Consider the following 26,049-nt stretch of genomic DNA (forward strand, 5'->3'; position numbering starts at 1 on the left):
ATTTTTTATATTGTTATTTATAATGTCTTTTTCTCTTCTGATTCTATGTTGTTAAGTTCCAACTCAATCTGTTCAACAGTAGGCAATTTATTCTCAAAACTCTTTGGTAATGCTTGGGTTAATTGATATTCACTAATTCCTATCGGTTTTTGAATGTCACGAAGGGAATATTCTGCTTCGATTTTATCTTTGTGTTTGCACAGAATTAATCCAATGCTTGGATTATCACTTGCGTGTTTAAGTTGGCTATCAACCGCCGACAAATAAAAATTTAGTTTACCGGCGTATTCGGGCTTAAACTTTCCCGCCTTTAATTCTACAACAACATAGCATCTTAATTGTAGATGATAGAATAGAAGGTCAATAAAATATTCGTTTTCACTTACTATCAGTTGATATTGACGCCCCACAAACGCAAAGCCTTTTCCCATTTCTATCAAAAATCTAACGATGTGTTGCATCATTGCATTTTCAATTTCTCGTTCTAAAGCATCATTTTCTAAGCCTAAAAAGTCAAAATTATAAGGATTTTTCAACGTCTCAATGGCCAATTCCGACTGTGCAGCTGGTAGAGTTATCTGAAAATTTGTAATTGATTTACCTTTTGCATCAAAATAATTATTCTGTATCTGAATTTCAAGTTGTTCTCTATTCCAGCCATTTTGAAGTGTGGCATTACAGTAAAACAACGCTTCCTTTACATTTTTAATTTTAGATATTATCAAGCGATTATGCCCCCAAGGAATTTGTGCCACAGGCTGTGGCACAAATTCTGATGAAGAACTATAAAATAAATACCATTGGCGAATAGCATATAAATTTCTACGAGAAAAACCTTTGATATTCGGAAAACTTAGTCGTAAATCAATTGATAGCTGTTCAAAAACAGCATCTCCCCAACTTGACTCATGCTGTTTTATAATAATTTCTTTGGCCAAATCCCAGTATAATTCCATCAACTGTGTATTTAAACTCACAGCAGCTTTTAACTGCGAAACACTTATTTTCTGCTTTAATTTTTCGAGCCAAATTTTGTATGAACTATCAATTTGCATGAAAATCAGATTTTATGGCAGTGTTTTTAATCAATAAACCTCTTCAAAATCGGGCCGTAGCTATCAACTCTTCTATCACGCAAATAAGGCCAAGTTGTACGGTATTTTTCGGTTAAGTCTAAATCTATTTCTTGTACATGTACTTCTTCTTTGTCGTGCGAAGCCAAATACAATAAACTCCCGAATGGGTTTGCCACAAAACTTCCACCCCAAAATTGTTGGTCAGCTTCACGCCCTACTCTATTGACCGAAACTACGTGCAAACCATTTGCCACGGCATGACTGCGTTGAATCGTCTGCCAAGCGTTGTATTGCTCGGTATTCATATTTGGGTCTGGTTCGTTGGTGTCCCAACCAATGGCTGTTGGATAAAACAAAATTTCTGCTCCCATCAACGAAGTTATGCGTGCCGCTTCGGGGTACCATTGGTCCCAACAAATCAGTACGCCAAGTTTTCCGTATTTTGTTTCAAAAATTTTATACCCTAAATCATCAGCCGAGGCATCACCTGGCGTAAAATAAAATTTCTCGTAGTAACCTGGGTCATCTGGGATGTGCATTTTTCGGTATTTTCCCAAGTATTTTCCATCGGCATCAAGTACTGCGGTAGTATTATGATAAAGTCCCGCCGCACGTTTTTCAAACAATGAAGCAATAATTACAACATTACATTCTTTTGCAACGGTTGATAATAAATCAGTAGTTGGACCGGGAATGGCTTCTGCCAAATTAAAATTAGCGTGGTCTTCTACATCACAAAAATAAAGTGAGGTAAACAACTCTTGTAAACAAACTATGTTGGCTCCTTTGGCAGCCGCTTCTCTGATTCCTTTGATTGCTTTTTGGGTATTTTCGGCCACATCAGCCGAGCATGACATCTGTACTAATCCGATATTTACTTTACGCATATTTCTCAATTTTTTCGCAAAGATACTTCGTTTAATGTAGAATGAAGAATGTAGAATGTAGAATTATTGATTTTCAATGAAATAAGTCCAAATTTGAAAAGATTATATACTCAGAAAAAAACTGTACCTTTGTAAAACTTATTTTATAATAAAATTTACAAGACTTTAGATTAACTCAGTTGTTTTGAACGACTACCATTCTAAATTCTACATTTTTAATTGTGCATTCGCACCAATCTATGTCATTTGAATCATTAAATTTAATTGAGCCAATCAAGCTCGCACTTGCTGCCGAAGGTTACACAACTCCAACACCCATCCAACAACAAGCCATACCGATAGTTTTAGAAGGAAAAGATTTATTGGGCGTTGCCCAAACAGGTACAGGAAAAACAGCCGCTTTTTCAATTCCAATCATACAAAAACTTTATCAGAACCGAGATATAAACCGTAAAGGTCGTCGAAAAATAAAAGCCCTCATCGTTACTCCAACTCGTGAGTTGGCTATCCAAATTGGTGAAAGCATAGCTGCTTATGGTGCAAATACCGACCTCCGCCATACCGTAATTTTCGGTGGTGTAAAACAAGGCCGTCAAACCGACGAACTACACAATGGTGTAGATATTTTGGTTGCTACTCCTGGTCGTTTGCTTGATTTAATCACGCAGGGTTTCATTACGCTCAATGCCATCGAAATTTTTGTTTTGGACGAAGCTGACCGTATGCTCGATATGGGTTTTGTGCATGACGTGAAGCGTCTGATAACGCTTTTGCCTAAGCAACGTCAATCGTTGTTTTTCTCGGCAACAATGCCCGATGAAATTGTAAAACTGGCTTCAACAATTTTGCATAATCCATCTTCGGTGAGTGTTACGCCTGTTTCATCAACGGCGGACACGATTAATCAGTTTTTGTATTATGTCGATAAAAAAGACAAAAATGCGTTGCTTTTGGAGATTCTGAAAGAACCTAAAATCGAAACAGCTTTGGTTTTTACTCGTACAAAACATGGGGCAGATAAAGTTGTAAAAGTGTTATTGGCAAAAGGCATTAAAGCAGAAGCCATACACGGAAATAAAGCACAAAATGCTCGTCAAAGAGCTTTGACTAACTTCAAATCTAAAGAAACGAGAGTTTTAGTTGCAACTGATATTGCCGCTCGTGGCATTGATGTTGATGATTTGGCTTATGTAATCAATTTTGAGATTCCGAATATTCCAGAGACTTATGTTCACCGAATTGGAAGAACTGGGCGTGCAGGAGCAAACGGAACAGCACTATCATTTTGTGAAGATGAAGAATTGACATACTTAAAAGATATTCAACGACTAATTGGTAAGAAAATCCCTGTGATTCAGGAGCATCCGTACGCTATTCAACCTAATTATAGTGTTGGGCCGCCAGTTGTTCAGAAACCGCAAGGCCGAGGCGGTGCAAGACCAAGTAATTCTTCACAAAAACCAAACGCCAATGCCAGAACTGCACCAAAACCTAATAATGCTGGTAATACACCACAAGGCGGAGGAAAACCTAAAAAGAAATGGTACGGAAACGGTGGCAGAAAAGCATAATTTTTTTAAATTTACAAGCGTAACCTCAATCTTTGATTACGCTCTATGAAAAATTTTATACTGTCTGTTGCTTTAGTGGTAACTATAATTGCCTGCAAGACCGAAACCAAGCAAGAAACTACCAAACCCGAAACGCTTGAAAACACAATTTGGGTAAATGCCAAATATTTAGAAACGCTCGAACGAACCAAGTCACCGCTACAAGCAAAACCCTTTGCTGATACTGTGATGATTAACTTCGATGCCAAAGCCGATACTGCCAGTATCGTTTGGAATTTTCACGAAGGTTCATCGTATTCGATAAAAAAAAGCGAGAAAATCCAGTTTTTTGATGCTTACGAAGTAAAGCCCAAACCAGAATTTGAAGCAACTTTGAGCAATGGTATTCTAAAAATTGGAAATAGCCTATTCAAAAAAGTTGATACGACTGGTTTTATAGAAAAGAAATATTGGATAGGAAAATATTCAACGCCCAACGGAAACATCGAACTTGGATATGATGGTAAAATTTCGGGTGTAGATTCGCTGGCAACTTATTATGTTTGGAGTGATTATGTAACTACTCAAACCGATATTGATTTGATAGATTTATACGCAAATTCCAATAAATCAACTACTTACGGTTATAAATTTACAGGAAATGAAATAATTTTCTATGAGTTTATTTGGAGTGAAGAAGGAATTATAGGAAAAGCAGGGAAGGAAATTTTTAGATGGAAGAAGATATAATAGAAAGAGGCTGTCTTTCGGACAGCCTTTTATATTTAGGCGAAGTCGGAACTTCGCCCCACAAATCTAAAACGAACTTAATTTCTTTCTAATTCTCCACCAAACAAAGAAGGCTCGTACACAAAGCATCAAAACGACTGGAATTAACGCATAATTGATTTCTTGTGGGAAGAATTTCCAAGCAGCTAAGAAAAATACAAGTATAATTCCGTAGGCTAAGAAATGCTTAGAGAGCCAAGCTCGATTACTCTCTTTTTTAAGTAATAATGCAATAGGAAAAAAAAGTGGATATGTCCAGATTATATTTAGGTTATTTTCGGTTACGCCGTGGTCGGTAAAAAACCAAAGCAAGAAAATAAACCAACCAAAAATACCGGCAATCGTAAAAATAATTTTATCGAAAAGAAAACTCTTACTTTCTGTCTTAAATTGATAAGCTGTAAGGCCTAAAACGAGTAAAAACAAAGTCCAAAACAAAATATTAGGTGTAATTGATTCTTTTTCTTTATCCGCAACAGCCAACATATCTCGGTTGATAACTTGTTTTGAAAGTACCAAAGGTTGCCATTTACCATCACGATTGATTTTAGCCGCATCGAAAGCATCCATCAAATTATCTGGCAAAAACATTGCTCCGTTTGCACCCGTAATTTCATCAGAAGGTTCACCTATGGCCAAATCCATTCCGAAATCTGCCCATAATTTTTCGTTTTTACGAGCATATAAATCTATCCATTGGCGATACGAACTATCGGCGTGTAACGTTTTGCTCAACTGCAAGCTATCTTTGCAAACCCTACGCAATACATCACGCAAGCGAGTAGAACAGTTATCGTAGAAGAATTTATAGGCATACTCTCGATTTTGCGGTAAATAATTATTTTGCAAGAAATCATAAACGCCTTGCTTTTGGGCTTGCGAAAGATTCAAAACCTGCTCAATAACCGAGCGATTATCTTGACTCCAACCAGCCACATCATTTTCAAAATAATTTCCACTTATTTGATACGGAAGTGTGCCACGTAAAAATTTAATATAAAAACCTTTTGTCCGAAAATCAAAAGCTCCATAATTGAAAGTAAAATCAAGTCCTTGGCGTGGGTCACGAATACGAATGGCACTATGTCCGAAGGTAGAATATAATTCTGCTCCTGGCGAGACTGTCAGCAAACTAATTGTTGCATCAGTCGAGAGCATTTGGGCATTAGCAAACGAAGTTATAAAAGCAAAAACTACTAAGAAGAAGATTTTTTTCATGCAGAATAATGGTTTTCTGCAAATTTAAAGCAAAACCTCATAGGTTTTAGAAACCTATGAGGTTTATTTAATCAATAACGGTCAACTTTTAAAGAAGAAAGACCACTATCAACATTTAAAGTTATTTTTTTAGTGGCCTTATCGAAACCTTTGGTTTGCCAAAGTCCACTTTTTATTTTCTCGAAATTATCAAAATCCTTGGCGTTTAATGCTCCATCCATTCTGATTTCACAGCCTACTCCTTCAGGAACTTTGATTTTTACGCTGGCCACTCCAGCATCTATATCAACTTCAACTTTATCTTGTTTATCGCCGAGTTTTATGTCAATCGAAGCTGCACCTGTTTCAATATCCAACTTTTTAACTTTATAATTACTAAAATCAAAATCAACTTCTCCAGCACCTATTCCCATGTTGATATTCCAAACTGGAGCTGTACTCAATTTTAATAATACATCGTTATCAAACTTTTTATCATCATCAAAATTGATATTGAATTCTTTACCTTTTTTATCCTTCATCTCAAAGTTGATGGTTTTGTTACCATCTTTGGTTTCTTCTTCTAAAGTATAACCATTCTTAAAATTCAATAAGGTTGTAGCTTCAAAAAGTCTGTTAGGTGATTCTTCCAAATCAAATTCGGCTGCTCCCCCACCCAGTTTCAAAGTAGCTTCTTTTACATCAGGAGTCATTTCAACAGCAAAGTATTGCTTGTTTCTATCGCCAACCGTTGTGTCAGAATTCGATGAATAATTATCATCGTCATCATCAAAATCGTCAATGTCGATATTGATTCCGTCGCTGATTTCGTCTTTAAGTTCGTGTACACCATCATCCACACACGTAAAGATTCCGAGCGGAATTGCGAAGGCAATCAATAGTGCAGAAGTTGCATTGTAGATACTTTTTTTCTGATTGAAAAATGCAGCCACACCTGCCAAAATAAGCATTAGAGGCCAAAATTGAGCAATTTTGCGGAATGACCAGTTTAACTCAAACCAATCGAGATTTGTACCGAGAAACAAGAAGCCCAACACGATAAGTACTGCTCCCCAGAAAATATTACTTTTGCGTTCCATATTTTTATTTTGATTAAAAAATTGTGATTCTGAAATAAAAAATCCTGCAAGTTGTTTGAAATCTTACAGGATTTATATGTCGGTGATTACAAGTTAGATGAACTATCGTTGTTGGTAAAGTTTGTGAAGTTATCGTCTTTTTTATCTCTTACGATAAGCCAAACACCTAATCCGACCAAAATCAAAGGCCACATCTGACCGATGTAATGAAACAAATTGATGTGAAAGAATGTCTTGAATGAAAAGATAATACCCAAAATAATAAGTACTGCACCACCTACTAAATTGTTGTTTTGATTGTGACGGCTCATGAAGGTAAAGTTTGAGGTTTGAGAATTAATATCATTAGTTGAATTATATGCTTGTGAGTCTCCAACTCCCGCAAAACCATAATCATACTTCACGGGTAATACAACCCATAATATAAAATAGGCAAAAAATGCTGGTACTGGAGTAAAAAACAATAATACAAAAACTACTCGAATTAGAGTAACATCTATATTAAAATATTCGGCCAAACCTTGCGAAACTCCACCGAGCATCGCCTGACGGTTTTTGATTCTATATAATCGCTTTTCCATAGCCCCTAACCCCTAAAGGGGGATTTATTGTTTTATTAGATTAGTTTATTTTATTTTTGTGGAAGCCCTCCTTCAGAAGGCTTCCTTTATTGATTGTTAATTTACTGGTGTATAATTAACAGTTGTAATTTGAGATTCTTTGGTTGGCATCACAATCCAGAGAACAACGTAAGGGATAATTGCAGGTATTGGAGCAAAAAATGCTACTACGAACAATACACGTACGAGTGTTACATCGAGATTGAAATATTCAGCTAAACCAGCTGCTACACCACCAATCATTTTGTTTGTTTTGATTTTAAAAAGTCGCTTTTCCATTGTCTTAATATTGTTTATATTTTTTGTTTTTCTGTTTAAATCAACCACTGTTTGTGTGATTGATGAAACAAAGATATAGGCGAAAGACGGTACTATGTAATACAAACTACATGAATGGAAAAAAATAATGTCAAAGGGATTTTTTTGATGAGGATTTTGGAAACTAAATGGAGGAATGGCAAAATTTGGAGGATGAAATGCAGCGTAAATGAACTTTGGGCAAGTTTTTACTCCAAAAGATAGTACTTCCAAACTATCTTTTGGAGTATCGGAATCATCAATCTTCTTCTAAAACCTCCAAAATTTCACTCAATTCATCATAATCTTTATATCCAGGACGAATTTCGTTGCTTCCTTTCAGTGCAATTCCTTTGATTTGCATTTCTTCGAGAAGTTCGTTTACATTTTCAGCTGTTATGCCAAAATCTAAAACTATTGGATAATTAAACGAATATTCTTTGAGTGTATAGCGAGCAAAATCTGAGAAATCCCCCCCATCGACCAAAAAGAATTCTACAAATTGAGAATATCGTTCTAAATAATCTTCGAGATATGCACTCTCGAATTCGAGTTTTAAAATGATTGGTTTACCCAAATCAGCAATTTGGGGTAAAAGTCCAGCTTCCGAAATTTGCAAGATATCTATCTCATACGCTTCTACCAAGGCTTTTACCTCTTCATAATCAGCACTTTGGGTTTCGCCAACAACCTGCACACCCGCCACCCACGATTTTATTTCTTTCATTTTTTCGGGAGAAGTATAATCAGCCGAAAATTTATCCATTACAAAACCAATCATTTCTACGCCCATACCCGCACAATAACGTGCATCCGACAAATTGGTTATATTACTTACTTTAACGAGAGTTTTTAATGACATTATCTTTACAGTTTACGATTTATGACTTCGGCTACATTTGATAGCTTCGACTCCGCTCAGCTACCAAATGTAGTCGAAGTTGTCGGTAACTGAGCGAATCGGACTGCCGAAGCAGTTGAAGTGACCGACAAAAGTTCAATTTCAATTCTTTGGTTCAAAATTACCTCAGAACTATTCATAATCAAATTCTGTTGAGTAATTTTGCATTATCAATTATACATTATCAATTAATAGACGGTTGGCTTTGAACCAACGCAGTAAACAAAATGAGTAAACACGGAAGAATTTTAGTCGCCATGAGTGGCGGCATCGACAGTTCGTTAGCAGCAGTAATGCTCCACGAAGAAGGCTACGAAGTAATCGGCATGACCATGAAAACATGGGATTATGCTTCATCGGGTGGTAGTAAAAAAGAAACAGGTTGTTGCAGCCTCGACTCCATCAATGATGCACGAAACATTGCCGTCAATTTAGGTTTCCCACACTATATATTAGATATACGTGAAGAATTTGGCGATTATGTAATCGACCACTTCACTGGCGAATATTTGGAAGGACGCACACCAAACCCATGCGTGTTATGTAATACGCACATCAAATGGGATTCTTTACTACGCCGTGCGGATAAACTTGATTGTGAATTTATAGCCACTGGGCACTACGCCAATGTGCGTCAAGAAAACTCAAGATACATAATCTCAAAAGGAATTGATACTTGGAAAGACCAAAGCTATGTACTTTGGGGAGTTTCGCAAGAAAGTTTGGCAAGAACAAAATTACCTTTGGGTTATTTAAAAAAATCAGAAATTCGAGAAATGGCTACCCAAAAAGAATTTTATGATTTAGTAAATAAGAAAGAATCTTACGAAATATGCTTCGTGCCTGACAATGACTACCGAGGTTTCTTGAAACGTCGAGTAGAAGGTTTGGAGGAAAGAGTAAAAGGCGGAAATTTTGTTTTGGAAGATGGAAAAGTAGTTGGTAAGCACGAAGGGTACCCTTTTTATACAATCGGTCAACGCAAAGGCTTAGGCATTGCTCTCGGTACACCAATGTTTGTTACAGAAATCAGAAAAGAAACTAACGAAGTAGTCTTGGGTCACGAAAAATCTTTGGATAAGGATGGCATGATGGTGGGCAAGCTCGTGATGCAAAAATATGCCGATTTGAATGATATTAGTTTAGAAACAAATACTAAAATCAGATACAAACACGATGGTTCTCCTGCTACAATTACACAAGAAGGTGATAAAATGAAAGTAATTTTCCACGAACCTGTCAGCGGAATTGCACCAGGCCAAGCAGCTGTTTTCTACGAAGGAGATGATGTTGTGGGTGGAGGTTGGATATTAAAAAGTTTTAATAATTCATTTGAATAAATGATTCATTTGCAGTTGCTTTGTGATAATTTACACAAAGCAACTGCAAATGAAAAAAATCTACTCGCTGTTATTTTTCGGTTTAATCGTACTCCGCACATTTTCTCAAACCTACACAATCACAACTGGTTTACCCAATAATATTATCAGTGGTATAGGAACAACAATTTCCAGCTCTGGACTTGGTGATGATAATTTTTTAGGGCCATTTAATATTGGATTCAACTTTACATTCCTCAATACAACCCAGACTCAATTCTACATGAGTGCTAATGGGTATATTACTTTTGGTAGTGGAAGTGGCAGCACAAGCGTTGGGACAATTCCTAATACATCAACTCCAAATAATTTTATAGCTTACGCTGCAACCGACCAACATCCTGGAGCAAGTTCTTCTCCAATTATCAACTATTTTGTCTCTGGAACCTCTCCAAATAGAATTTTAGTTATTAATTACCAGAATATAAGTCACTTTAATAATAATCAACTTATTACTTCAGTTCAATTACAATTATTTGAAGATTCAGGGAAGATAGAAATTCATAATATTCAAAATAATAGCGGTGGAATAAGCAGAACCGTCGGCATTGAAAATAGTACAGGTAGTGTTGGCTTTTCACCAGCAGGAATGAATAATTCAACTTCAATAAGTCTTAGCAATCAAATGATAAGATTTTCGACTTGTACGCCACCACCTGCACCAACAATTTCGCCATCAACAGCACCTACAATCTGTTCAAGCAGTCCATCTACAACCCTAACAGCCACTTGTAGTGTTGGGTTATTAAGTTGGTCAACAGGTGCAACAACTTCTACCATAACAGTTTCACCTACACAAACAACAACATATACGGCTACCTGTACCCAGACGTCATGCCAAACATCAAGTAATATTACAGTATCTGTTTTGCAAGCACCAATCATTACACCTGATGGTACAAAGTATATATGTTCTGGTAATTCAATTACTCTGACAGCTTCTTCTCCTATTTCAGGTACTAATTTTATATGGTATAAAGATGGGAATAGTATATCTGGCGTAAATACTTTAACTTACTCAACCAATAGCACAGGTAATTATTCAATAAAATTTGAGAAAAATGGCTGTATTGAAACATCGAATGTTGTATCTATTATACTTAATAGTAATATTCCACAAAAGCCAATTCTGACTTCTTCAAAATCTTATGTTTGTGGAAAAGGTGGGCAAACTAACTTGACAGCAAGCGGATGTAGTGGAACAGTTAATTGGTATCTTTCTGATTCCAGTTTGGGAACTTGGGTAGGAGTGCCATTAGGTCTAACAGCTTCTGCGACAATAAATGGGCTTGTAAAGTTTAATATATCTTGCACCGAAAATGGTTGTACAAGTCCTTTAAGTGATGATATTTATGTTGATTTTGCACGAGTAAGTGTTACTGCAAGTAATTATACTATTTGTAATAATGAAAATATCTATTTGACTGCTACGTCAATTCCCAGCAATAACATTAATTCGTATAATTGGGGAACATCGGTTGTTTCTTCCAATAATAATACTGCAATAACAACATCACCTGGAACTTACAATGCGATTGTAATATATGATGATGGCTGTCAAGTATCTTCTTCACAAACAACAGGAACAAGTGCAATCATTACAAATTTACAAAATATTCAAAGGCCCAACCTTATTGTTGCATCACAAAACTCATATGGACCGACAACAAAGATATGGGATAAGAGATTTGGTACAGCAGATTTCGATGTATTAAGGAATTTGACTGTAAGTGATGACCACAAAAATTATTTAATATCAGGCATGACAGCAAGTTTTTATAATAATAGTGGCAATGGTGATAGAACACAGCCAAGCAGAGGTAAAAATGACTATTGGGTAATTAAAATTGATTCAATTGGAAATAAAATTTGGGATAAAAGATTTGGTTCTGCAGATGATGATGTATTGACAAAATCAATCAAACTTAAAAATAATGGTTTACTATTAGTGGGATACACTCAAGGAAGTGGTGGGGATAAAACCCAAGGAACGTATAATGACCCAACATATGGCCTTAGACTTGATGGATGGATAATAAAATTAGATTCATTTGGAAATAAAGTTTGGGATAAGCAATATGGTGGCAATATAGACGACCTTCTCTTAGATGGATTTGTAGAAAATGATAATTCATACATCTTGGCAGGACATACAAATTCAGACCTTTCATTTGATGTTAGTCAGAATAGTAGAGGCTCGCAAGATTATTGGGTCATAAAAATTGATTCTCTCGGAAATAAAGTTTGGGATATAAGATTCGGAGGAAATAATGGAGATTATTTTGAAAAATGTATAAAAACAAACGATGGGGGCATACTGCTGGGCGGCACAAGCTACAGTAGTGTAAGTGGAGATAAAAGCCAGCCAATCACTCGAAGTGGCTACCCCGATTATTGGTTAGTAAAATTAAATGCAAATGGAATAAAACAATGGGATAAAACATTTAATTCAAATTTAAACCACACTTTTTATGATGTAAAGGTAACCAATGAAGGAGACATAATATTTACAGGAAGTAACAACTTAGGGGCTGATAGTGATATTTATAAATTAAATTCATCTGGAAATATCATTTGGAAAAAAACCTACTTAAATACTTCAATTTTTAATAAAATATTCCCTAATGAGAAAGGTATTTTAGTTACTGGAACAATAACCTCAACCAACGGCATTGTTACCTCTCCTTCCAAAGGTTCGACTGATGGTTTTATTATGCAATTAGATTCATTAGGAAATAGAATTTGGGACAGAAGGTTTGGAGGTTTAGAATATGATTCATTCATTGATATTAATCCAGTAAATAATGGGTACATTACATCTGGATTTTCATATTCACAAATATCAAACGATAAAACTCAACCTTCATGGGGCATGGCAGACTTTTGGATATTAAAATTTACTAATAACCAAGAAATTATACAACCAATTATAACAAATACACAACAATCATTTCAACTGATAGCCAACAATTGTATTGGAAATGTAATTTGGTCAGGTGGCAGCACTGAACAAGGTCCCATGATAACTGTATCTCCAAGCATAACTACAAGTTACACAGCAACTTGTTTTAGTAATGGCTGCTCAACATCAAGCAGTATTCAAGTAAACATCAATCCATGTGGTCAGATAGTTTCACTAACTCAAACAGAAAATATAACAACTGGAACTTCGCAAGCTCCAACCACTATAAAAGCACAAGATAGTATCAATGCAACTAATACAATCGGACAACCACCAACCAACGCATCTGCCAAATATACTGCAGGGAAGACTATCAACTTAAACCCAGGTTTCAAAGTTGAAATTGGCAGTATTTTCCAAGCAAAAATCAGTGCAACCCCTTGTAATGAATAAAAAATCAAAATAAATTTGAAAGGACGTTTACAAAAGCGTCTTTTTTTTCGTTTTATAAATAGTAACGCACTTTATTTAGCCCAAAACTAAGTTTTAAATAAAATTTATATGAAAAAAATATACTTTCTGCTCATATTCACTTCCTTCACAACTTTCGCACAAAATCAATACTTTGTTCTTTTTAAAGACAAAACCAATTCGCCATATTCAGTTTCTCGACCAAAAGAGTTTCTTTCTGACCGCTCAATTAAACGCCGTGCGAATCAAAAAATCGCTATTACTGAAAGAGACCTCCCTCCTAACCCAAGTTATTTGACAGAAATCACTAAAACTGGAGCGAAAGTTTTGTATAAGTCTCGTTGGATAAATGGTGCATTGATTCAAACCGATGCTGCCACACTTGCCAAGATTCTCAATCTTTCGTTTGTTAGAGGTTTAGAGGGAAAAGGTGATATTAGAAATACTCGTCAGAACGGTGAAAATCAAGCCTCAAGAACAAAAGACAAATTCGGAAATGAAGGAATTTTAGACAACGGACTTTCTCAAACTCAACTTGCCATGCTTGGTGCAGATAAAATGCACACCAAAGGCTATCGTGGCGAAGGAATGTTAATTGGTGTTTTAGATTCTGGCTTTCTGAATGCCAACAGATTAAGCTTTTTCAATGATTTATTCAATGATAAAAGAGTGGTAGGCACTTGGGATTTTGTAAATAATGAAGCAAATGTTTATAATGACCACAACCACGGAACCAATGTATTATCGTGCATGGCAGCTTTTGAGAATGGCCGAATCGTTGGAACTGCCTATAAAGCAAGTTATTTATTATTAACCACAGAAGACGTTGCCTCTGAAACCAAACGAGAAGAAGCCAACTGGCTTTTTGGTGCCGAAATGGCCGATAGTGTGGGCGTAGATGTAATCAATACATCTTTGGGATATACCGAATTTGATAATCCAGCCCAAAATTATAAATATACTGATATGAACGGCGACCGTGCGTTAGCCACTCGTGCAGCCGACTGGGCCGCTCAAGCAGGAATATTGGTTGTGGCTTCGGCAGGAAATGAAGGTAGTGGGTCGTGGAAATACATCGGTACACCCGCCGATGCAGATTCAATTATTGCGGTTGGTGCGGTAAGTAGTTCTTTAAATATTGCTTCTTTTAGTTCGTATGGACCTTCGGCTGATGGTCGAGTAAAACCCGAACTTTCGGCACAAGGAGCTGGAACTGTCATAGGAAATACAAATGGGGCTATCGGAACGAGTAATGGAACCTCTTTTTCATCTCCCTTATTGGCAGGTTTTGCTGCAAGTTTTTGGCAGGCATTTCCGAGTTTAACTAATATGCAGGTAAGAGAATATTTGATTCGTTCGGCGAGCCAATACACAAACCCTGATAATAGAGTTGGCTTTGGAATTCCAAATTTTGATAAAGCCTACGAATTGGCCGAATTGGAATCACTCATAAATGAATTGAAGAAATCAGGGCAAGAAGTAATTGTTTTCCCAAATCCAATCAACGATGGTTCAAGTACCAAAGTTTGGGTTTTGAAAAACGATGCAGGAACAAATTTTGAATACTCAATTACTGATTTGACAGGAAAAATACTTTGGAATTTGACTACAAAAGAAAGTAAAATCACATTGCCAGCTCTTAATGATTTACCGCTAGCAAATGTAATTCTGAAAGTAACTGCCGAAAATCTAAAATATTCGACTAAAATAGTCAGATAAATTCTTGTTAGCCAATAAGGTTGCGACGTTTCGCAACCTTATTGGCTTTTATTAAATTTTCCTCGCCATTCGCATAATCGACTCAGAGTCATTGTGTTCAGCTATTTTGTCAAGCGAAACCCACGCCAAATCATTCGATTCTTCGGTTACAATTAAAGGTTCGTTCATATCAGATTCAATCAAAAAACGAACATCATAATGATAATGTGCAGGGATTCCTTTTCGCTCAGGAATCAAATGCACATCGACATCAAATACCTTACCATCAACCACTTTTAAGTTTTTAAGGCCAGTTTCTTCGTTTGCTTCCTTCAGAGCAACATTCAAAACATCGGGGTCACCATCACAATGTCCACCAGGCTGAAACCACTGATTCAGTTTTCGATGGTGCATCATTAAAACGTGCGTTCGAGCATCGTTGACAATCCAAGCTGAGCCTGTTACATGACCAATCAACAGCTCACGTTTGAAGCAATCTTCGTTTGTTTTCACAAATTCAATTGTTTCATTTGTCATCTTTAATTCATTATTATCGCTTGGATTATGGTTTTCGAGTAAATCGAGGAGTTTTTTTCGGTGCATACTTGGAGTTTTATACGTAGATTTGCACGAATTTAGTTCATCAAATCAACAAAATCGGTATATCCAATGAAAAAAATTGCTCTATTAGCATTAAGCTGCTTATTATCAGGCACTCTAACTTTTGCACAAATTACCCCAGCACCAAGTCCAGGTGCATCAATCTCTCAAGTTGTTGGTGTTAGCAAAATTACAATCGACTATTCTCGCCCATCGTTGAAAGGCCGTGAAATTTTCGGAAAACTTATTCCTTTCGATAAAGTATATCGTACGGGTGCTAATGCTGCTACTCGTATCGAAACTACTGGCGACATCACTGTTCAAGGCCAAGTTTTGAAAGCTGGTAAATATGCTATCATGTCAATTCCAAACCAAACAAACTGGACAATTATTTTTAGTAAAAAACTCGATGTAACCGAACAAAACTACTCAGCTTCTGACGATGTTTTACGTGTTACGGCTCGTCCGCAAGATGTATCTTCGGTTGAAACACTTACGTTCGATTTCTCAGATTTGAAAGATGATGCAGCAACGTTGAGTTTCTCATGGGAAAAAACAAAAGTTTCTTTAGCTATTGGTGTTGACAATGCAGCGTCTATCGAAAATGCAGTGAATCAGAAAAACATTGAAGCATCTAATACTTTTCAACAAGCAGCTGACTATATGCTGCAAAAAGGAATGGATTTAAACAAAGCTCTCGGTTTAGTTGATAAATCATTGGCCTTGCGTGAAAACTTCCGTAATAATTGGATAAAAGCTCAGATTCTTGATAAACTCGGTAAATCATCAGATGCACTTGGTTTTGCATTAAAAGCACAATCTTTGGGTGCGGGCGATGGTTCATACCAATTCTTTAAAGATGGTATTGAAAAAGGTATCGGCGAAATCAAAGCTAAGATTCCTGCGGCTGCACCAGTAGTAGAAACTCCTAAGAAAAAGAAAAGCTAATTTTCGATTGCGTCGGCAGTCCGATTCGCTGGCAGTCTGATTCGCTGGTTTCGACTCCGCAGGTTTCGACTACGCTCAACCAACGAAACGTTTTCAAAAGTGGCACAACTTCTCGGTTGTGTCACTTTGTTTTTAGGCATTCTGAAAACAATTCCACCAATAAAATCAATAAAAAATCGTTAGCTTTGAAAAAATAATTGTCTCCATGCGAAAATGTCTTTTTATTGTATTTCTTTTATATCAATTTGTTGTGTTTGCTCAAACCAAGCAACTACGTTTTGAAGATTTCACCTACGAACCTAATATAAAAACCGTTTTACTTTATCCGCTCGTGGGCGATGCCCATGATGCTTCCCGCACACTCAATCCTCCAGTTCTTCCGCTCAACGACTCAAAAAACCTTTGGTTGGAATTTGATGACTTAAATGCCAATTACGAGCAATATCACATAAAAATCTTGCATTGTACCTACGATTGGAAGCAATCGGTTCTTTCTGAAATAGAATATATGCCTGAGTATAACGACCTAATCGTGAATGATTATCAGGTTTCACGTACAACAAAAGTGCCTTATTATCATTATAAAATCGAAATACCTAAAGTTTTACTTTCAGGAAATTATCTGCTTGTAGCGTGGCGTGGACGCCGCAAAGATGATATTGTTTTCAGTAAACGTTTCATGGTTTATGAAACCCAAGTCGGTGCATTTGGCACGATTCGACAAGCTCAAGCACCATCAAAATACAAAACTCATCAACAAGTAGATTTTGAAGTAAATTACGGAGGCTACCGTTTGATGTCGCCACGAGATGAATTGAAAATCATTATTCGTCAAAATTTCAGATGGGATAAGACCGTCCGAAACTTAAAAGCATTTAGTGTCAATGAGGGAATGTCGAAAATTGAATATCGTTTTTTTGATGATGAAAATGTGTTTCCTGCAGGCAATGAATTCCGTTTTTTTGATTCAAGAAGTACAAATTACAAAGGCCAATATATTGCTCAAATCAAACGAGGCAAAGAAGATGAAATGTGGGTTTCGCCACAAGCCAATAGAAGCGAAACTGCCTATATCGAATCGAATGATTTTGATGGAAATTATGTAGTTGATAACCGTGAAGGTACTGACGGTGCATTAGATTCTGACTATGTATTTATGACATTTGGTCTAAAAACCCATGAATTAGAGGCTGCCGATGAGAAAGTTTATGTCAATGGAAGTTTCAATGATTGGCGTCTCGACAAAACCAATGAAATGGTCTATGACAATAATTTTGGTGGATACACGGCCACTATTCGACTAAAACAAGGGGTTTATAATTATGATTTCGTTACACAAAAACCTAATAAAACAACCGATGAGGTGTATTTTGAAGGGAATTTTGGCGAAACCCAAAACACTTACGAAATTTTCATTTATCACCGCCCCGTTACGGCTCGTGCTGAAAAATTAGTAGGGTATCATACAATAGATTTCAATAAAAGAAGATAAATTGTAGCTTGAAGATTCACTTTGTTTATAACAAGATTAAAAATCATGAAAACAGCCCTTGTAGTTGGTGCATCTGGCCTCATCGGAAAACACCTAACTCATAAGCTTCTGGCAAGCCAATACTACAATAAAGTAACAATCATAGTCAGAAAAAAATTGGATATTGAGCATCAAAAACTCGAACAAATAGTAATGGACTTTGATAATCTGGATGCGTCAAAAATCGTTGCTGATGATATTTTTTGTTGCCTCGGAACCACAATGAAGCAAGCTGGCTCTAAAGATGCTTTTTATAAAGTTGACTTTACTTATCCGCTTAATTTTGCAAAAGCTGGGCTTGCTAATGGTACAAAACAGTTTTTAATAATCACAGCAATGGGTGCCGACGAAAGGTCGTGGATTTATTATAACCGAGTGAAAGGTGAAATAGAAAAAGCATTGAGCGATTTACGCTTTCCAACACTTATCATTTTACGTCCATCAATGTTGGCGGGTGAACGTGAGAATCCACGCATGGGCGAAAAAATCGGCAAAATTGTGATGGACTTTTTTGCACCACTGATTCCTGATAATTATAAGGTAATTGCCGGACAAAAAGTTGCTCAAGATATGCTCGAATTGGCACAAAAAGGCATCAAAAATAAAGATATTTTCGAGTCAGGAAGTCTTCAAAAATTTTAATCACCAAACCCCTATTTTTTATGAAACGTACACTTACTATCGTTGTTTTGTTTATTTGCTTGGCTCAGCTGGCAATGGCACAATCGACTCCAGTACAAGCAAAATTTACTTTCAAGACTTACCCCGAAGATGCCAATGGAGCACCACATTCGGATATTTTTCTAAGTTTTGGCAAAAAAGTAGCTAAAATTGATAAAATAACTGGCAATGCAGATATTACCGACCCAAGTCTTTATACCGAAAACAAGATTCCAAAAACTGCACTTTCGGCTTGTGGTGCTTGGTGGGCTGGTGCGGGCGATTATTTTTATGTAGTTCAAGAAAAAAACAAACTCGTGATTTATAAAGGCTGGCAAGCCGAAGAACAAACCGACCGAGGTTTTCACTGGAAAAGATATAAATCGGTTACTTTGTAGATAATCAAAAGCAAGTGTTTCTTATGTAAATACTTACCAATTTTGCTGTTTTATTTATTGTTAGTTAGTATTATTTAGGATTGTAATCTAAAATCCTGCGAATCTGGAGATTCGCTCCACGTTATTCATGCTTTTTGAAGATACTTATAAAACAATTAAAGTTCCTGTTGAGGGCTTATTTAAAGATAGAGGCAGCAAATTTCTGGCTTATGCCTACCCTATCGAACACGAAAATGAAGTAAAACCATTGGTCGATAACCTCAAAAAAGAGCATTTCAAGGCGGTGCATCATTGTTATGCCTATCGTTTGGGACTCGACCGCACTAATTTCAGAGTAAATGATGATGGCGAACCTTCGGGGACGGCAGGAAAACCAATTTTAAATACCCTCTTATCACAAAATATTACCAATATTTTGGTAGTAGTTGTTCGGTATTTTGGCGGAACTCTTTTGGGAGTTCCTGGTTTAATCAACGCCTATAAATCTGCAACGGCCGAGGCTCTGACAGTGGCCGAAGTAATTGAAAAGACCGTCAATGATGTTTATAATGTGAGTTTTGAGTTTGTGCAAATGAATGATGTAATGAAAGTAGTGAAAGAATTTAGCCTAAAAATCAGAAACCAAACTTATGATAACCAATGCACCATCGAACTCGAATTCAGAAAAACACTCACCAACCAAGTTATTGGTAAACTCGAAAAAATTGATGGGATTTTGGTGGAGTATTTGATGACGGTTTAGTGGGAAAGTATGTTACACAAATGAATTAATAAATATTTCATAAACTTCGTTTAGTTTAACCAACTAAAACTTTAACTAATCCAATAAAACAACCTTACAACTATGTTTAACAAAGTATTTTCAATTTCGGGCAATAAGATTTCCTCTTTCATCTTTGACGAAAACTCGCTAAAATTTTCAAGTCAAAACTTCAACTCATATACTGATTTTCAAGATGCTTGGAATAAAAAACTATCTCTCGCTACTAAAGTTGAAATCAAGTTTGAAAATATAAAATCTATTAAAAAGGAGGAGTTTGACAAAGATATTCTCATTAAGTACAAGGCACTTGGAGGTTTGCCAGCTGATTGTGAATTTAGTTTCACGAACTTTGAAGATTATGAAACCTTTTTCAGTTTCTTCACAGAAAAACGTTACTATCAAAGAACAATAGAGACCCTAACACCATTTAAGGCAATACAAAATTATCTAATTGGATTTGTGGCAACTATTGGCATTACATTATTCTCATATTTTGAAGCAATTGCCTTAGCGAATGGAACAGCTGAAGAAGCACACAGCGGTAAAACAAAAACTTTTAATTTTGTAGTTGAACTTTTGGGCGATAAAGGAGTAATCTTGGTCGGAACAGCTATTTCAGCTTTTTTAATCTATAAAATTTGTACACGTTTTAAAAATCCCCCAAATCAAACTCGGCTCGTTCCACCAAACAGCTAAATAATGAGGTGTCGGTTTCTATTTCAAAATCCAACTCTTAATTTATAACTTAATCAATTAAAATAAATACCAAAGTCTCCAACCAAAGAAAAATGAAAGCTATCACTAAAACTCTCTTAATTACAGTACTCTCATTAGTAACTTTAGGTTCTTTTGCTCAAAAGAAAGCCAAGTTCAAAGCAAAAGAAATTTACAAAACCAGTAGTTTGGTAATTACTCAAATTTCTGAAAATGCGTTTAAGCACGTTTCATTCAAACAAACCAATGATTTTGGTTATGTACCATGTAATGGCGTTTTGGTTAGAAATAATAATGAAGTTATTGTGTTTGACACCCCAACCAACGATAAAAGTGCTGAAGAACTCATCAAATGGGTAAAAGAAACGCTTCATTGTAAAATCAATGCCGTTATTCCTACGCACTTCCACGATGATTGTTTGGGCGGTTTAAAGGCGTTTCATGATAATAATATTCCCTCTTATGCTAATTTCAAAACCATCGAACTTGCCAAAGAAAATAAATACACCGTTCCGCAAAATGGCTTCAAGGATTTACTTACACTAAAAGTTGGTAAAGAAAGCATCACGGCCAAGTTTCTTGGTGAAGGCCACACCAAAGATAATGTTGTGGGTTATTTTCCGAGCGAAAACGTCATGTTTGGCGGGTGTTTGGTGAAAGAAGTTGATGCAAGCAAAGGATACTTAGGCGATGCCAATCTTGCCGAATGGTCTAACACTGTCGAAAAAGTAAAAAAAGCTTATCCAAATGTAAAAATTGTAGTACCAGGCCACGGTGATTATGGTAATCAACAATTACTTGATTACACAATCAAATTATTCAAAGTTCAATAAGCACAAAAAACTGTTTCAATGTAGAAAATGGAAAAAGAAGAAATAGACACCTTTTATCCAAGTACCACAACCGAGTGGAGGGAATGGCTTCAAGAAAACCATCTTTCAAAACAATCGGTTTGGCTGATTTATTTTAAGAAGAAATCAAACATTCCGTCTATTTCATGGAGTCAAGCAGTTGACGAAGCCCTATGCTTTGGGTGGATTGATAGCACTGCACGCCCTATCAGCGACGAAAAATATATGCAGTTTTTCACGAAACGCAAGCCAAAAAGTGTTTGGTCAAAAATAAATAAAGATAAAGTTGAGAAACTTATTGAGGCTGGAAAAATGAGCCAAGCGGGATTTGATAGCATCAGAATAGCCAAAGAAAATGGTTCGTGGACAATCTTAGACGAGGTAGAAGCCCTCGTGATACCACCTGACTTTGAAACTGCCCTAATGGCCAATCAAGGCTCGAAAGAATTCTTTATGAGTTTGAGCAAATCTGCCCAAAAAGCTGTATTACACAGATTATTGATGGCCAAACAACAAGCTACTCGCCAGAAACGTATTAATGAATTTATTGAACTTGTTGCTCAAAAAACGAATTCCAAATAATTCTGAAATTTGAAAGGGCTAAAAATCTCATCCACACAAATACTTTCATCGTCTCAATTCAATTCACAAAAGAAATATTTTCATTAAATTGCTTACTGAATCAACCTCATTAAGCTAACTCTCTCATGAAATTAAAACCTTTTGTTCAGTACACTTTTATTACTGCCTTAGCAAGTATAGCATTCAATGCCAACGCCCAAACGTGGGAAGTAATGTCTCCAACCAATACTTGTACCAATCGCCACGAAAACACCATGACAGCCGTTGGGAACAAACTCGTATTATTGGGCGGACGTGGTATTAAACCCACCGAAATATTCGACATCAAAACCCAAACTTGGACAAAATCAGTTGACACTCCACTCGAAATCCATCATTTGCAAGCTGTTACATACAATGGTGAAGTATATGTAATGATGGCCATGACAGGAAAATACCCGCATGAAACCCCAATTCCGAATATTTATATCTACAATCTCGAAAAAAGAGAATGGCGAGTTGGCCCCGAAATCCCAAAAGACCGTTTGCGTGGGTCGGCAGGCTGTGTAGTCTATAAAAATAAGATTTATACAGTTTGTGGTATAACAGACGGCCACTGGGACGGCCACGTGGCATGGCTTGATGAATATGACCCAAAAACCAATACTTGGGTAAAATTGGCCGATGCCCCTCACCTACGTGACCACGTAAGCGTAGCCGTAATCAATGATAAACTATATGTAGCAGGTGGCCGACGTTCAACGGCTCGTATTAATCAAGTTTTGAATCTGACCGAACCAGCAGTCGATGTATATGATTTAAAGAAAAAAACATGGCAGACACTTCCCGCAGAACTGAATCTCCCAACGCAACGAGCAGGAAATTCATCGGTAGCATTTGGCGATAAACTTTTGGTAATTGGTGGTGAAAGTGCGGCTCAAGTACCTGCCCATAGCGAAGTTGAGGCATTCGACACAAAGAAAATGCAATGGGTGCCATTTCCAAGCCTCAAACAAGGACGTCATGGCACAGGAGCTTCGGTAGTTGGCGGAAAGGTTTATTCGGTGGCAGGTTCAGCTAATCGTGGTGGTGGCCCCGAAATCAACGAAATGGAGGTTTTGAAGTAAACCAATCCAAAAAATATTTTGCACACAACAACATTATAAGTACAACAAAACAAAAAATGGTAAGAAATAAACTTAAACGAGGTTTAAGGATGACAAGGTATGTCATCTACCGAGAAACCTTGGTCGATACCAAAGAACACCTCTATTCATTTATTGGCTCGTTTATAGGTATCGCTCTCATTGCATTCATCCAAAGTAAGACCTTGGCCGACATCGACAATGTATTTTTGATTGGTTCGTTTGGAGCATCGAGTGTTCTGATTTTTGGTGCCATTCAAAGTCCATTGGCACAACCTCGAAATCTGGTTGGAGGGCATGTTATTTCGGCTATTATAGGCGTGACTATCTATAAAATTATGCCCAATATTTTATGGATTACCGCCCCTTTGGCAGTTTCGCTCTCGATAGTGATGATGCAAATAACTAAGACTCTCCACCCTCCAGGAGGAGCAGCGGCACTCATTGCCATCATAGGCACTGACAAAGTAAAACAACTGGGGTATTTGTATGTATTAACACCCGTACTTACTGGCACACTAATTTTACTGATAGTTGCGTTGGTTTTCAATAACCTTACTCCTAATCGGAAATACCCAACTGACAGAAGATTTACCAATTTTCTGCGAAAAAGAAAAGCAGATTTAAAAACTTAATTCGTAATAAGCATAGCTATGAATTCACTCTGGAAAAAAATAATCACAAAAACCACGCTACCCAAATTAGCAAGCGGAGAAAGATACTCCGACTATAAACTGGCCAAAGGGTATCGTGAGTTAAAAATCTTACTCAAACGCTACCTCAAAGATATTATCTTGATAACGGCTGGAATTTTTTCGGCATCATTTGGTTTCAAAGGTTTTTTATTGACCAACCATTTCATTGATGGCGGAGCTACGGGTATTTCGTTGCTCATTTCAGCCTTGACTCAAATTCCGCTTTATATCCTCATTATTTGTATCAATATTCCGTTTATCTTTTTGGGTTATAAAATCTTGGGGAAAGTATTTGCCCTCAAAACAGCCTTAGCCATTGCTGGACTTGCACTCTGTGTAGGTACAGTGAATTTCCCCGATGTTACTCAAGATAACCTACTGGTTTCTATCTTTGGGGGATTTTTTCTTGGGGCGGGTATCGGCTTAGCCGTCAGAGGTGGGGCTGTCATTGATGGAACTGAGGTTTTGGCGATTTTTCTAAGCAAAAAAATGGGAACAACTATTGGCGATATTATCATTATCATCAATGTGCTTATTTTTTCGGCCGCAGCTTATTTCCTTTCGGTCGAAATTGCCCTTTATTCAATGATTACCTATCTGGCTGCTTCAAAAACCTTAGATTTTATCATTGAGGGTATTGATGAGTATATCGGCGTAACGATTATCTCTTCACACAACGAGGAAATCAGACAAATGATTATCAATGAAATGGGGCGTGGCGTAACTGTGTATAGCGGTAAAAAAGGCTACGGAAAAAGTGGAGAAACTAAAAATATTGACATTATTTATACCGTAATCACGAGATTGGAATTGAATAAACTCAATACTGAAATCGAAAAAATAGAACCAAATGCCTTTGTGGTCATGAACAGTGTAAAAGATACCAAAGGTGGAATGATAAAAAAACGCCCACTTGACCATTAAGTGCTGAAGCATGTCATGTTTTTGTCTTTCTGAAAGCATCTGTAGGAGAGGACAAATTCACAGCAAACAGATTCTTTCAGAAAGACAGAAGAAATACATAAACCTTGCCCTGAAAGGGTGAAAGAATTGCCAACAAAATTGTTTTGCCCTTTAAGGGCAGATGAACTTAACACATATTTGATAGGGCTACGCCCTATCTTAATTTCTTGAAGCCCTTTCAGGGCAAAACACTGTATTTTTTAGACTTTTTAATGCGTTAAACCTATTAAATGAAAAAACTAACCTCTTTATTTATCCTTTTACTAAGTATAAATTTTGTTTTTGCCCAATCAAAAACCTTGATGTTTGTTGGCACGTACACCGATGGTAAACCCGACAAAGGCATTTATGTTTATGAACTCAATCCAAAAACTGGTGCTTTAAATTTAGTTTTTAATACTGAAAACATTGTAAATCCCTCCTTTCTGACGGTTTCGCCCGATGGTAAGTTTTTATATGCCTGTACCGAAACCAAACTTCCTCAACACGGAAATGTAAGTGCATTTGCCATTAATAGTGCTGATGGTAGCTTGAAATTTATTAATAAACAATCGGCCAATGGTGAAAACCCTGTTTATGTGAGTGTACATAAAAACAATAAATTCGTCATTACGGCTAATTATGGAGAAGGAAATGTAACGGTTTTGAGCAAAAATACAGATGGCAGCCTCAACCCATACGTGCAAAGCATTCAGTTTTCGGGAACGAGCATCAATAAAGAAAGACAAGAAAAACCGCATATCCATTCGGCAAATCTTTCACCTAAAAACGATTTTCTTTTTCTACCCGATTTAGGCACTGACAAAATCAGAACATTTAAGTTTAATGATAGTCAAGCGAAACCATTAATCGAAACTAATCATCTGACTATCAACACCGAAGCAGGTGGAGGCCCTCGCCACATGGCTTTTCATCCAAATCAAAAATTTGCTTATTCTATCGAAGAATTGAGTGGAAATATCATTGGTTATGCTTACAAAAATGGGCAATTAAGCAAATTTCAAAGCATAGTATCGAATCAAAAAAAAGCCGATATTTATAGCAGTGCTGATATTCATATTTCGCCCGATGGGAAGTTTTTGTACGCTACCAATCGAGTAGAAAATACTGTTTCTATTTTTAAAATCGCATCAAATGGGCTTTTGACTTTAGTAGGTCATGAATCTACTTATGGCGAAACGCCTCGAAACTTTAATATCGACCCAACGGGTAATTTTGTTATCGTGGCTAACCAGAGTTCAAATAATATAGTGGTTTTTAGACGAAACCCACAGACAGGTTTATTAACTAAAATCAGCGATGATACAAAAGTATTACACCCTTCTTGTTTGCAATTTAAAACCTATTAAAATT

Annotated in this window: 26 protein-coding genes; 17 read left to right on the forward strand and 9 right to left on the reverse strand. The window is 36.7% G+C overall.

Annotated features, from left to right (window positions below; translation table 11 throughout):
• Positions 1-17 precede the first annotated feature (17 nt).
• Positions 18-1,055: a PDDEXK nuclease domain-containing protein gene (locus IEX65_RS11085; RefSeq protein WP_188766127.1), complete on the reverse strand. Its 1,038-nt coding sequence runs from the start codon at positions 1,053-1,055 to the stop codon at positions 18-20.
• A 26-nt stretch (positions 1,056-1,081) separates the two neighbouring features.
• The gene (locus tag IEX65_RS11090; protein WP_262891847.1) at positions 1,082-1,963 is read right to left on the reverse strand and encodes a carbon-nitrogen hydrolase; all 882 of its coding nucleotides are present in this window, start codon (positions 1,961-1,963) and stop codon (positions 1,082-1,084) included.
• A 239-nt stretch (positions 1,964-2,202) separates the two neighbouring features.
• Here IEX65_RS11090 and IEX65_RS11095 point away from each other — a divergent pair, with 239 nt between their 5' ends.
• Positions 2,203-3,534, forward strand: coding sequence for a DEAD/DEAH box helicase (locus IEX65_RS11095; RefSeq protein ID WP_188766128.1), 1,332 nt, complete (start codon positions 2,203-2,205; stop codon positions 3,532-3,534).
• Between the two features lie 45 nt (positions 3,535-3,579).
• The gene (locus IEX65_RS11100; protein ID WP_188766129.1) at positions 3,580-4,263 is read left to right on the forward strand and encodes a hypothetical protein; all 684 of its coding nucleotides are present in this window, start codon (positions 3,580-3,582) and stop codon (positions 4,261-4,263) included.
• A 66-nt stretch (positions 4,264-4,329) separates the two neighbouring features.
• On the opposite strand, the gene IEX65_RS11105 is transcribed toward IEX65_RS11100, so the two are convergent.
• The 5 genes from IEX65_RS11105 to trpF form a co-directional block, all read right to left on the reverse strand.
• A complete protein-coding gene (locus IEX65_RS11105; RefSeq protein ID WP_188766130.1) occupies positions 4,330-5,520 on the reverse strand; it encodes a lipoprotein N-acyltransferase Lnb domain-containing protein in 1,191 nt (396 codons plus the stop codon).
• A 71-nt stretch (positions 5,521-5,591) separates the two neighbouring features.
• On the reverse strand, positions 5,592-6,599 hold the full coding sequence (locus IEX65_RS11110; RefSeq protein ID WP_188766131.1) for a toast rack family protein: 1,008 nt from the start codon (positions 6,597-6,599) through the stop codon (positions 5,592-5,594).
• An 86-nt stretch (positions 6,600-6,685) separates the two neighbouring features.
• Positions 6,686-7,180, reverse strand: a complete 495-nt coding sequence (locus tag IEX65_RS11115; RefSeq protein ID WP_188766132.1) for a PspC domain-containing protein — start codon at positions 7,178-7,180, stop codon at positions 6,686-6,688.
• 96 nt (positions 7,181-7,276) lie between these two features.
• Entirely contained in the window at positions 7,277-7,498 is a 222-nt protein-coding gene (locus tag IEX65_RS11120) for a PspC domain-containing protein (protein ID WP_188766133.1), read from the reverse strand.
• 277 nt (positions 7,499-7,775) lie between these two features.
• The gene (gene trpF / locus IEX65_RS11125) at positions 7,776-8,378 is read right to left on the reverse strand and encodes a phosphoribosylanthranilate isomerase (RefSeq protein WP_188766134.1); all 603 of its coding nucleotides are present in this window, start codon (positions 8,376-8,378) and stop codon (positions 7,776-7,778) included.
• Between the two features lie 266 nt (positions 8,379-8,644).
• Between trpF and mnmA the strand changes: the two genes are divergently transcribed.
• The 3 genes from mnmA to IEX65_RS11140 all read left to right on the forward strand — a co-directional run bounded on the left by mnmA (position 8,645) and on the right by IEX65_RS11140 (position 14,888).
• Positions 8,645-9,757 (forward strand): tRNA 2-thiouridine(34) synthase MnmA, encoded by a 1,113-nt coding sequence (mnmA, locus tag IEX65_RS11130; RefSeq protein WP_188766135.1) that lies wholly within the window; start codon positions 8,645-8,647, stop codon positions 9,755-9,757.
• 49 nt (positions 9,758-9,806) lie between these two features.
• Complete coding sequence (locus IEX65_RS11135; RefSeq protein ID WP_188766136.1) at positions 9,807-13,151, forward strand: NIDO-like domain-containing protein; 3,345 nt, start codon at positions 9,807-9,809, stop codon at positions 13,149-13,151.
• A gap of 108 nt (positions 13,152-13,259) precedes the next feature.
• On the forward strand, positions 13,260-14,888 hold the full coding sequence (locus tag IEX65_RS11140) for a S8 family serine peptidase (protein WP_188766137.1): 1,629 nt from the start codon (positions 13,260-13,262) through the stop codon (positions 14,886-14,888).
• Positions 14,889-14,939: 51 nt separating this feature from the next.
• Here IEX65_RS11140 and IEX65_RS11145 read toward each other — a convergent pair whose 3' ends face one another.
• Positions 14,940-15,470, reverse strand: a complete 531-nt coding sequence (locus IEX65_RS11145; RefSeq protein ID WP_188766138.1) for an NUDIX hydrolase — start codon at positions 15,468-15,470, stop codon at positions 14,940-14,942.
• Between the two features lie 66 nt (positions 15,471-15,536).
• Between IEX65_RS11145 and IEX65_RS11150 the strand changes: the two genes are divergently transcribed.
• Entirely contained in the window at positions 15,537-16,415 is an 879-nt protein-coding gene (locus IEX65_RS11150; protein ID WP_188766139.1) for a DUF2911 domain-containing protein, read from the forward strand.
• Here IEX65_RS11150 and IEX65_RS11155 read toward each other — a convergent pair.
• Complete coding sequence (locus tag IEX65_RS11155; RefSeq protein WP_188766140.1) at positions 16,412-16,555, reverse strand: hypothetical protein; 144 nt, start codon at positions 16,553-16,555, stop codon at positions 16,412-16,414. The two genes, IEX65_RS11150 and IEX65_RS11155, sit on opposite strands and share 4 nt — an antisense overlap.
• A 65-nt stretch (positions 16,556-16,620) precedes the next feature.
• Here IEX65_RS11155 and IEX65_RS11160 point away from each other — a divergent pair, with 65 nt between their 5' ends.
• The 11 genes from IEX65_RS11160 (at position 16,621) to IEX65_RS11210 (ending at position 26,045) form a co-directional block, all read left to right on the forward strand.
• The gene (locus IEX65_RS11160; protein WP_188766141.1) at positions 16,621-17,907 is read left to right on the forward strand and encodes a type IX secretion system plug protein; all 1,287 of its coding nucleotides are present in this window, start codon (positions 16,621-16,623) and stop codon (positions 17,905-17,907) included.
• A 45-nt stretch (positions 17,908-17,952) separates the two neighbouring features.
• Positions 17,953-18,588 carry an oxidoreductase gene (locus tag IEX65_RS11165; protein ID WP_188766142.1) on the forward strand — a complete coding sequence of 212 codons (636 nt, stop codon included), beginning with the start codon at positions 17,953-17,955 and terminating at the stop codon, positions 18,586-18,588.
• Positions 18,589-18,608: 20 nt separating this feature from the next.
• Positions 18,609-19,004 (forward strand): hypothetical protein, encoded by a 396-nt coding sequence (locus IEX65_RS11170; protein ID WP_188766143.1) that lies wholly within the window; start codon positions 18,609-18,611, stop codon positions 19,002-19,004.
• A 127-nt stretch (positions 19,005-19,131) separates the two neighbouring features.
• On the forward strand, positions 19,132-19,746 hold the full coding sequence (locus IEX65_RS11175; protein WP_188766144.1) for an IMPACT family protein: 615 nt from the start codon (positions 19,132-19,134) through the stop codon (positions 19,744-19,746).
• 102 nt (positions 19,747-19,848) lie between these two features.
• Positions 19,849-20,463, forward strand: a complete 615-nt coding sequence (locus IEX65_RS11180) for a hypothetical protein (protein ID WP_188766145.1) — start codon at positions 19,849-19,851, stop codon at positions 20,461-20,463.
• A 92-nt stretch (positions 20,464-20,555) separates the two neighbouring features.
• Complete coding sequence (gene bla, locus IEX65_RS11185) at positions 20,556-21,314, forward strand: subclass B1 metallo-beta-lactamase (RefSeq protein ID WP_188766146.1); 759 nt, start codon at positions 20,556-20,558, stop codon at positions 21,312-21,314.
• 27 nt (positions 21,315-21,341) lie between these two features.
• Entirely contained in the window at positions 21,342-21,914 is a 573-nt protein-coding gene (locus IEX65_RS11190; RefSeq protein WP_188766147.1) for a YdeI/OmpD-associated family protein, read from the forward strand.
• Positions 21,915-22,039: 125 nt separating this feature from the next.
• Complete coding sequence (locus tag IEX65_RS11195; protein WP_188766148.1) at positions 22,040-23,020, forward strand: Kelch repeat-containing protein; 981 nt, start codon at positions 22,040-22,042, stop codon at positions 23,018-23,020.
• 56 nt (positions 23,021-23,076) lie between these two features.
• Positions 23,077-23,673 carry an HPP family protein gene (locus IEX65_RS11200; RefSeq protein WP_188766149.1) on the forward strand — a complete coding sequence of 199 codons (597 nt, stop codon included), beginning with the start codon at positions 23,077-23,079 and terminating at the stop codon, positions 23,671-23,673.
• Between the two features lie 18 nt (positions 23,674-23,691).
• Positions 23,692-24,657: a YitT family protein gene (locus IEX65_RS11205; protein ID WP_188766150.1), complete on the forward strand. Its 966-nt coding sequence runs from the start codon at positions 23,692-23,694 to the stop codon at positions 24,655-24,657.
• Positions 24,658-24,926: 269 nt separating this feature from the next.
• Complete coding sequence (locus IEX65_RS11210; protein WP_188766151.1) at positions 24,927-26,045, forward strand: lactonase family protein; 1,119 nt, start codon at positions 24,927-24,929, stop codon at positions 26,043-26,045.
• Positions 26,046-26,049: the final 4 nt, after the last annotated feature.

The sequence above is a fragment of the Emticicia aquatilis genome, from assembly GCF_014644295.1.
Classification (GTDB): Bacteria; Bacteroidota; Bacteroidia; order Cytophagales; family Spirosomataceae; genus Emticicia; species Emticicia aquatilis.

Bases quoted from the DNA above. Each gene is read 5' to 3' on its own strand.
- IEX65_RS11085 (WP_188766127.1), bottom strand. From the start codon at position 1,055: ATGCAAATTGATAGTTCATACAAAATTTGGCTCGAAAAATTAAAGCAG.
- IEX65_RS11090 (WP_262891847.1), bottom strand. From the start codon at position 1,963: ATGCGTAAAGTAAATATCGGATTAGTACAGATGTCATGCTCGGCTGAT.
- IEX65_RS11095 (WP_188766128.1), top strand. From the start codon at position 2,203: ATGTCATTTGAATCATTAAATTTAATTGAGCCAATCAAGCTCGCACTT.
- IEX65_RS11100 (WP_188766129.1), top strand. From the start codon at position 3,580: ATGAAAAATTTTATACTGTCTGTTGCTTTAGTGGTAACTATAATTGCC.
- IEX65_RS11105 (WP_188766130.1), bottom strand. From the start codon at position 5,520: ATGAAAAAAATCTTCTTCTTAGTAGTTTTTGCTTTTATAACTTCGTTT.
- IEX65_RS11110 (WP_188766131.1), bottom strand. From the start codon at position 6,599: ATGGAACGCAAAAGTAATATTTTCTGGGGAGCAGTACTTATCGTGTTG.
- IEX65_RS11115 (WP_188766132.1), bottom strand. From the start codon at position 7,180: ATGGAAAAGCGATTATATAGAATCAAAAACCGTCAGGCGATGCTCGGT.
- IEX65_RS11120 (WP_188766133.1), bottom strand. From the start codon at position 7,498: ATGGAAAAGCGACTTTTTAAAATCAAAACAAACAAAATGATTGGTGGT.
- trpF (WP_188766134.1), bottom strand. From the start codon at position 8,378: ATGTCATTAAAAACTCTCGTTAAAGTAAGTAATATAACCAATTTGTCG.
- mnmA (WP_188766135.1), top strand. From the start codon at position 8,645: ATGAGTAAACACGGAAGAATTTTAGTCGCCATGAGTGGCGGCATCGAC.
- IEX65_RS11135 (WP_188766136.1), top strand. From the start codon at position 9,807: ATGAAAAAAATCTACTCGCTGTTATTTTTCGGTTTAATCGTACTCCGC.
- IEX65_RS11140 (WP_188766137.1), top strand. From the start codon at position 13,260: ATGAAAAAAATATACTTTCTGCTCATATTCACTTCCTTCACAACTTTC.
- IEX65_RS11145 (WP_188766138.1), bottom strand. From the start codon at position 15,470: ATGCACCGAAAAAAACTCCTCGATTTACTCGAAAACCATAATCCAAGC.
- IEX65_RS11150 (WP_188766139.1), top strand. From the start codon at position 15,537: ATGAAAAAAATTGCTCTATTAGCATTAAGCTGCTTATTATCAGGCACT.
- IEX65_RS11155 (WP_188766140.1), bottom strand. From the start codon at position 16,555: ATGCCTAAAAACAAAGTGACACAACCGAGAAGTTGTGCCACTTTTGAA.
- IEX65_RS11160 (WP_188766141.1), top strand. From the start codon at position 16,621: ATGCGAAAATGTCTTTTTATTGTATTTCTTTTATATCAATTTGTTGTG.
- IEX65_RS11165 (WP_188766142.1), top strand. From the start codon at position 17,953: ATGAAAACAGCCCTTGTAGTTGGTGCATCTGGCCTCATCGGAAAACAC.
- IEX65_RS11170 (WP_188766143.1), top strand. From the start codon at position 18,609: ATGAAACGTACACTTACTATCGTTGTTTTGTTTATTTGCTTGGCTCAG.
- IEX65_RS11175 (WP_188766144.1), top strand. From the start codon at position 19,132: ATGCTTTTTGAAGATACTTATAAAACAATTAAAGTTCCTGTTGAGGGC.
- IEX65_RS11180 (WP_188766145.1), top strand. From the start codon at position 19,849: ATGTTTAACAAAGTATTTTCAATTTCGGGCAATAAGATTTCCTCTTTC.
- bla (WP_188766146.1), top strand. From the start codon at position 20,556: ATGAAAGCTATCACTAAAACTCTCTTAATTACAGTACTCTCATTAGTA.
- IEX65_RS11190 (WP_188766147.1), top strand. From the start codon at position 21,342: ATGGAAAAAGAAGAAATAGACACCTTTTATCCAAGTACCACAACCGAG.
- IEX65_RS11195 (WP_188766148.1), top strand. From the start codon at position 22,040: ATGAAATTAAAACCTTTTGTTCAGTACACTTTTATTACTGCCTTAGCA.
- IEX65_RS11200 (WP_188766149.1), top strand. From the start codon at position 23,077: ATGGTAAGAAATAAACTTAAACGAGGTTTAAGGATGACAAGGTATGTC.
- IEX65_RS11205 (WP_188766150.1), top strand. From the start codon at position 23,692: ATGAATTCACTCTGGAAAAAAATAATCACAAAAACCACGCTACCCAAA.
- IEX65_RS11210 (WP_188766151.1), top strand. From the start codon at position 24,927: ATGAAAAAACTAACCTCTTTATTTATCCTTTTACTAAGTATAAATTTT.